This window comes from Streptosporangium sp. NPDC001681, assembly GCF_040298085.1.
In the GTDB taxonomy this organism is placed as follows: domain Bacteria; phylum Actinomycetota; class Actinomycetes; order Streptosporangiales; family Streptosporangiaceae; genus Streptosporangium.
The window spans coordinates 1-5,598 of record NZ_JBEOZN010000249.1; the positions used below are offsets into that span (position 1 = coordinate 1).

At 70.2% G+C, this 5,598-nt stretch carries 6 protein-coding genes; 5 read left to right on the top strand and 1 reads right to left on the bottom strand.

Annotated features, from left to right (window positions below):
• The 3 genes from ABT130_RS46795 to ABT130_RS46805 all read left to right on the top strand — a co-directional run.
• Positions 1–536: M56 family metallopeptidase (locus ABT130_RS46795; RefSeq protein ID WP_350966382.1), on the top strand; the 536-nt coding region annotated here is incomplete at its 5' end.
• A gap of 49 nt (positions 537–585) precedes the next feature.
• Complete coding sequence (locus tag ABT130_RS46800) at positions 586–1,470, top strand: F510_1955 family glycosylhydrolase (protein ID WP_350966383.1); 885 nt, start codon at positions 586–588, stop codon at positions 1,468–1,470.
• A 73-nt stretch (positions 1,471–1,543) separates the two neighbouring features.
• Complete coding sequence (locus tag ABT130_RS46805) at positions 1,544–2,179, top strand: class I SAM-dependent methyltransferase (protein WP_350966384.1); 636 nt, start codon at positions 1,544–1,546, stop codon at positions 2,177–2,179.
• Between the two features lie 274 nt (positions 2,180–2,453).
• Here the strand turns inward: ABT130_RS46805 and ABT130_RS46810 are convergent, their stop codons facing one another.
• Positions 2,454–4,541 carry a DUF4132 domain-containing protein gene (locus ABT130_RS46810; RefSeq protein ID WP_350966385.1) on the bottom strand — a complete coding sequence of 696 codons (2,088 nt, stop codon included), beginning with the start codon at positions 4,539–4,541 and terminating at the stop codon, positions 2,454–2,456.
• Positions 4,542–4,834: 293 nt separating this feature from the next.
• On the opposite strand from ABT130_RS46810, the gene ABT130_RS46815 reads away from it, so the two are divergent.
• Both ABT130_RS46815 and ABT130_RS46820 read left to right on the top strand, forming a co-directional pair.
• Complete coding sequence (locus ABT130_RS46815) at positions 4,835–5,158, top strand: hypothetical protein (protein WP_350966386.1); 324 nt, start codon at positions 4,835–4,837, stop codon at positions 5,156–5,158.
• Positions 5,155–5,598: DNA glycosylase AlkZ-like family protein (locus ABT130_RS46820; protein ID WP_350966387.1), on the top strand; the 444-nt coding region annotated here is incomplete at its 3' end. The genes ABT130_RS46815 and ABT130_RS46820, both read left to right, overlap by 4 nt.

Below are 5,598 nucleotides of genomic sequence, written 5' to 3' on the forward strand. Positions count from 1 at the left end.
CGCGGCTCCGGAAGACACCGCCCCGACGCCCTGCACAGTCTTCCGCGACCTGCGACGCAGCGGTTTACCGCCAATCCCTGCGGTCCCTGGCTCCCGAGCAGGTCGCCGCCGTCCTCGCTCACGAGCAGGCGCACCTGCGCGGGCGCCACCACCTCGCCCTGGCCGCCGCCGAGGCCTTCTGCAGGGCCTTCCCCCATCTGCCGCTGTTCGCCCGAGCCCGGAGTGAGATCGCGCGACTGATCGAGCTCCTCGCCGACGACGTCGCGGCCCGCCGCCACCCGCGCATCCACATCGCCGCCGCACTGGTCCGGCTCGCCACGGGACGGACACCCGCGTTCACGCTGGGCGCGGGGGGCGAGACGGCCCTCACCCGTGTTCGGCGCATGCTCAGCCCGGCGGCTCCGCTCGGAGCCCGGGAACGCGTCGCGGGCCTGGCCGCGGTCGCCCTCCTTCTCATCGGCCCCGCGGCCGTGGCGGCGATTCCCGGGGTGGGCTCGTTCCTGGCCCATCACTGCCACGGCGTCTCGCTGTTCTAGCCACCTACTAACTACGATGGTAGATAGTAGGTGGCGGTAGGGTGCTGTCATGGTCTCCATCAACCGGCGTCCTTGCCTGCGTACGGGCGTCGCCCTGGCCTTCCTGGCTCTTGCCGGCACGGCGTGCACCGAGGAGCCCTCATCGGGCGCCGCCGATTCGGCCGATCCCGGAATCGGGCACGTTCACGGTCTCGGTGTTGATCCGGCGGATGGCACGGTCTATGTCGCGGGGCATTACGGCCTGTTTCAGATCCGGTCCACGAACACGGCTCGGCGTATGGCCGATCGGATCCAGGACCACATGGGTTTCACCGTCGTCGGGCCCAGGACCTTCCTGGCCAGCGGCCACCCGGGGGAGGCCGATGCCTCATCCGGGGTCTCCCCGCACCTGGGGCTGATCCGCACGACGGACGCCGGTGCCACCTGGACCTCGGTGTCGGAGGCGGGCACCGCTGACTTCCACGCCATTCAACCGGCGGGCGCCACCCTCTACGCCTACGACAGCCAGAAGGGGCGGATACGGCGCAGCGATGATCAAGGCAAGAGCTGGGTGCCGGGGGCGAGAGCAGAGGTGATCGATCTGGCCGCTCATCACGAGAAGCCGAATCGCGTGTACGCGACCACACCGAACGGGCTCCGGGTCAGCGATGACGGCGGCGTGAACTTCACCGCGCTCGCCGATTCCCCGCTCATGTCCCACGTGGACTCTGTCGGCAAAGACGATCTCGTCGGAGCCGGGACCGACGGCCAGGTGCACACCAGCAAGGACTCCGGCAGGACCTGGCAGGTGGCGGGCCGGCTGCCAGGCCAGGTCGCCGCCTTCACGGCTGTCGACCGGCAGCGTCTCCTCGCGGCCATGGAGGACGCAACCGTCGTGGAGTCAACAGACGGAGGACGCCGGTTCTCCGTGATCTACCGTCCCGCCTCGGGCTGAGGTCTATCGCTCCAGCTCGGGTGGCCGGCAGAGCCGCCGGTGAGCCGGCAGGTGATGATGGGAGCGGGAGGAGATGATGACGAGGACCGGTATAAGCCATCCGATCTTCGCGCGGTTCTATGCCCGCGTCAGCCAGGTGGTGGAACGCGCAGGTCTGGCCGAGCGTCGCGAGGCGCTGCTGGCCGGGCTCTCGGGAAAGGTGATCGAGGTGGGCGCCGGCAACGGGCTGACCTTTGCTCATTACCCGCCGGCCGTCACCCGGGTGCTTGCGGTCGAACCGGAGCCGCGTCTGCGTCGGCTCGCACGGGCCAATGCCGGCAAGGCACTCGTTCCGATCGACGTCGTCGACGGCCTCGCCGACCGGCTGCCGGGCGAGGACGCGAGCTTCGACGCCGCGGTCATGTCGCTGGTGTTGTGCTCGCTTCCCGACCAGGGCTCGGCGTTGCGGGAGGTGCGCCGGGTGCTCAAGCCCGGAGGGCAGCTGCGTTTCCTGGAGCACGTCCGGGCCGACTCGCCCGGCATGATTCGCGTCCAGTGTCTGCTGGACGCGACGATATGGCCCGGCCTGTTCGGGGGCTGCCACACCGGCCGCGACACCGCGGCGGTGATCGAGCGGTCCGGATTCACCCTTGAGCGGCTGGAACGGTTCCTGTTTCCCAAGGTTCGCACGCCGTTGTCCTATCTCATTCTCGGCGTGGCCCGCCGGTGAGATCAGACCAGGACACGTCCTGGTCTGATCTCACCGGTAGCGACCGCGTCGCGGCACGCTCATGGCCACAGGTTGTCGCGATCCACCGAGGAAGGCCGGTCGGCCGGTTCCGGCTCGGCCGTGGCCGTCCGCACAGCGGCGGAGCGAGCAGGGGGATTCCTTTGAGCGCTACTTCTCGTGAGCGCGGCGGATGAACCGCGACACCGAAAGCCTGGGTAAGGAGCCTGCGGTGGTCCGCCCGGCGATCTCGGGATGAACGGCGCGCGATTGTGGATCAAGCCCGGAGCTGACGGGTGATGGAGGGGTCGGTGATGGCGGTGTCGTTCGCCAGCAGGAAAGCCTTGCTGAGGATGAGCGCCAACCGGCCGTCCTCCTCGAACGGAAGGAACAGTCCGGGGTGGGGGTCGCGTGCGGAGACGATGCACAGGTAGGCGTCGTTGGGTTCCATCAGGATGTTCGCCGACCCCAGGTGGATCTTGTAGGTGCGTAGATCGCCTCGAACCACCAGGAAGCGGTCGGTCATGACGCACCGGTCCGCGATAGTCGTACGCCCGATCAGCCGGGACAGCGCGTCGCGCCGGACCTGGGCGCTCTCGGCCAGGTCGCCGAAGCTGTAGGACTGCCAGTAGTCCCCGTGGCCGTTGGGGTCCAGGCCGGTGGAGGTGACGCCGACGGCCAGGTCGGCGTCTCGCAGTGCCTCCGACAGGATGAGCGGAGGTACCTCGGCCAGCGGGACCGGCGAGATGCCGGCGAGGAAACGGATGTCGCCGCTGACGCAGATGGAGACGGTGGTGCCGTAGCCGTCGCGTTCGTAGGAGTGCTCGTCCAGGTGGAAGTCCCAGGTGGCGGTCAGGCCACCGGGCAGCTTTTTGGCGGCGGTGCACTCGCCGGACCCTCCGGCCGCGTCCCAGTGGCCCAGCGACATGCCGGTCCAGCCGCGATCGGTGAGCAGTGCCTTGGCCTGGCCGTACCGGAGCAGGTGGTTGGAGAACCGGCGCGAGTGGTCGCGCGTCTCCTCTTCGGCGGGGGTGAGCAGGTAGACCTCGCGGAAGGCCTGCTTGTACGGCTGGCGCAGTTCCTTGCCCTGCACCACCTCCCGCCAGGCCCGCACCTCCTCCACGGACGCGCGGGCCGGATGCCACAGCCGCACCGGCACGTCCGGCACGGTCAACCCCAGCTCGCTGCGCCACACACCGGGCGAGACCTCGAACTCCCAGATCAGCCGATCGGTGACCGGGTGACCCTCCAACTGCCGATACGGCGGAGCCGTCTCGCCGGCGCATCCGGCTTCCAGCGCCCTGCTCAGGGTGGCCTGCTGCTGCAGGGTCTGCTTGGCCAGCTCGCGCAGCCGCTTGACCTCCTCGGGGTGCTCCCGTTTGACCGCCGCCGGGACCGCCTTCAGCTTCCTGTCCCCGTGCCACCACGACAGCTCGACCTTGCCATCGGTTGAGATCACCGCCGTGTGCTCGCCGACGGCCTGCCGCACCCGCCCGTCGGGTATCCGGAACGCCACCTCCAGCCGGTTGGCCAGGGCGGCCTCGATGCGCTTGAACATGCGGTCCAGTTGCTTGGGCACCCCGGCGTGCCGGGTGGCCTGGCGGGCGGCGCGCAGCGCGGAGATCGCCTCGGGCGTCGGGTGGTCCTGCACCGCGCGGGCGATCTCGAACAGCAGTCCCTGGGAGGGCAGGGTCTTGGCCTGGGTGGGCGCCACCGCGATCCCGCGCAGCAGCCTGTCCAGCAGCTCGGGCAGCCAGGGCTCGTCCCGGAAGAGCGCCAGTCGTACGGCCCGGCCGAGGATCTCCTTCTCTCCGTCCTCGAACGCCTTCTCCGCCCGGTAGGGAATCTCGCCGGCGTGGATCGCCGCGACGCGGGCCTCGGCCGCCTCCAGAGCCGTCCGGGCGAAGTCCAGGTAGCCGGGTTGGCCGCTGAGCCATTCGATCACGCCGGACAGCGGGGCGGCATGGTCTGACCGTTCCCGCATCGCCTCGGCGAGCAGCGCCCGCCGCTCCACGTCCCAGCCGAGTAGCACTTCCGTCTCGGCGAGCGCGATCGGCCCGCGCTCCTCGGTGAGCCGGGCGCCCACTTCGGCGTCCATGCCCGCCAGCCCCGCCGCCACCAGCACGGAGAAGGGTTCGTACGGTCGTTTTCCGTCCGGCATCAGGAATCCGACCAGCTCGCGGGCCGCCACGGCCAGCCGCTGCTCGTCGACCACGTACCGTGCCGATATCGAACTGCCATCGCCGGCCCGGACCGACGCGCCCAGCCCGGTGCTCAGCTGGGAGACGTCAGGCCAGTATGTGGGGTCATTCGCGGTCCCGTCGATCAGATTGAGCAGGCGCTGCGCGAGGGGGGAGAGGTGCATGCCGATAGTTCCTGTCAGAGGTGGATCTGGCGGGTGATGGTGGCGCAATCTATAGCAGCGGCGAATGACAGAACGTCGGTGGCGGCGGGCATACTGCCAGGCATGATCGATGCTGTCTGCTGGACATCCCCACCCGTGTCGCCTACCTGACCGGCCCCGCCGTCTCGGGCCGACGTCGGGGTCGGACCCGAAGATCCGGGGCGACGCCCTGGGCCGAGAAGTCTTCGGCATGATCCCCATATCGCCCGGAGAAGCGGACACTCCCTGGCCGCTTCGCCTGCGACTGTTGTCGCGTGCCAGTCAACGACAACAACCCGAAGGACCCGAACGCCGTGACCGCCACCACCACGCCCCCCTCGACCCTCGACGCCGACCGGCGCGATCTGCAGCGCTCCCGCACCGGGCAGTCCCCGTACTCGATCGTCAACCGCGGCATCGAGCGCGAGGTCCTGCCCACCTGCGAGCGCTATGACAGGCCCATCGCCGGTGTGGAGTCCGCCGGCGATGGGCCTGCTCACCGGCCGCTACCGCAAAGGCCGGCCCGAGGCGCGGAACGCGCGGATGAACCGGGTGCCCCGGCAGCCGACCGACGAGCGCGCTGTGGCATGAGCCGATGACCGTTCTCGACACCCGGGCGCTCAACCGCGCGACGCTCGCCCGACAGTTGCTGCTCGATCACGCAGACGTGCCGGTCCTCGACGCCGTCGCGCACCTGTGCGGCCTGCAGGCGCAGGAACCGCAGGAACCGTTCGTCGGGCTCTGGGCACGGCTGCGCGCGTTCGACCCGGCGGTGCTCTCGGACCTGCTGATCCGGCGGAGCGTGGTGCGGACCCACCTCATGCGCCGCACCGTCCACCTCCTCGCCGCCGACGACGCCCTGGCCTGGCGGGCCCGCCACGACGGCATGCTGCGCCAACGGGTACTCGGGAACTACCGCCGCGGGGGGGCCCGGGGGGGGCGCGGCGCGCGCGGGGCGGCCGGGCGGGGGGGGGGGGGGGGTAGGGAGAGCCCACCGCGGGACAACACAAACCGAAAAAGAAAACAGGGATGGGGGGGT

Bases quoted from the DNA above. Each gene is read 5' to 3' on its own strand.
- ABT130_RS46800 (WP_350966383.1), top strand. From the start codon at position 586: ATGGTCTCCATCAACCGGCGTCCTTGCCTGCGTACGGGCGTCGCCCTG.
- ABT130_RS46805 (WP_350966384.1), top strand. From the start codon at position 1,544: ATGATGACGAGGACCGGTATAAGCCATCCGATCTTCGCGCGGTTCTAT.
- ABT130_RS46810 (WP_350966385.1), bottom strand. From the start codon at position 4,541: ATGCACCTCTCCCCCCTCGCGCAGCGCCTGCTCAATCTGATCGACGGG.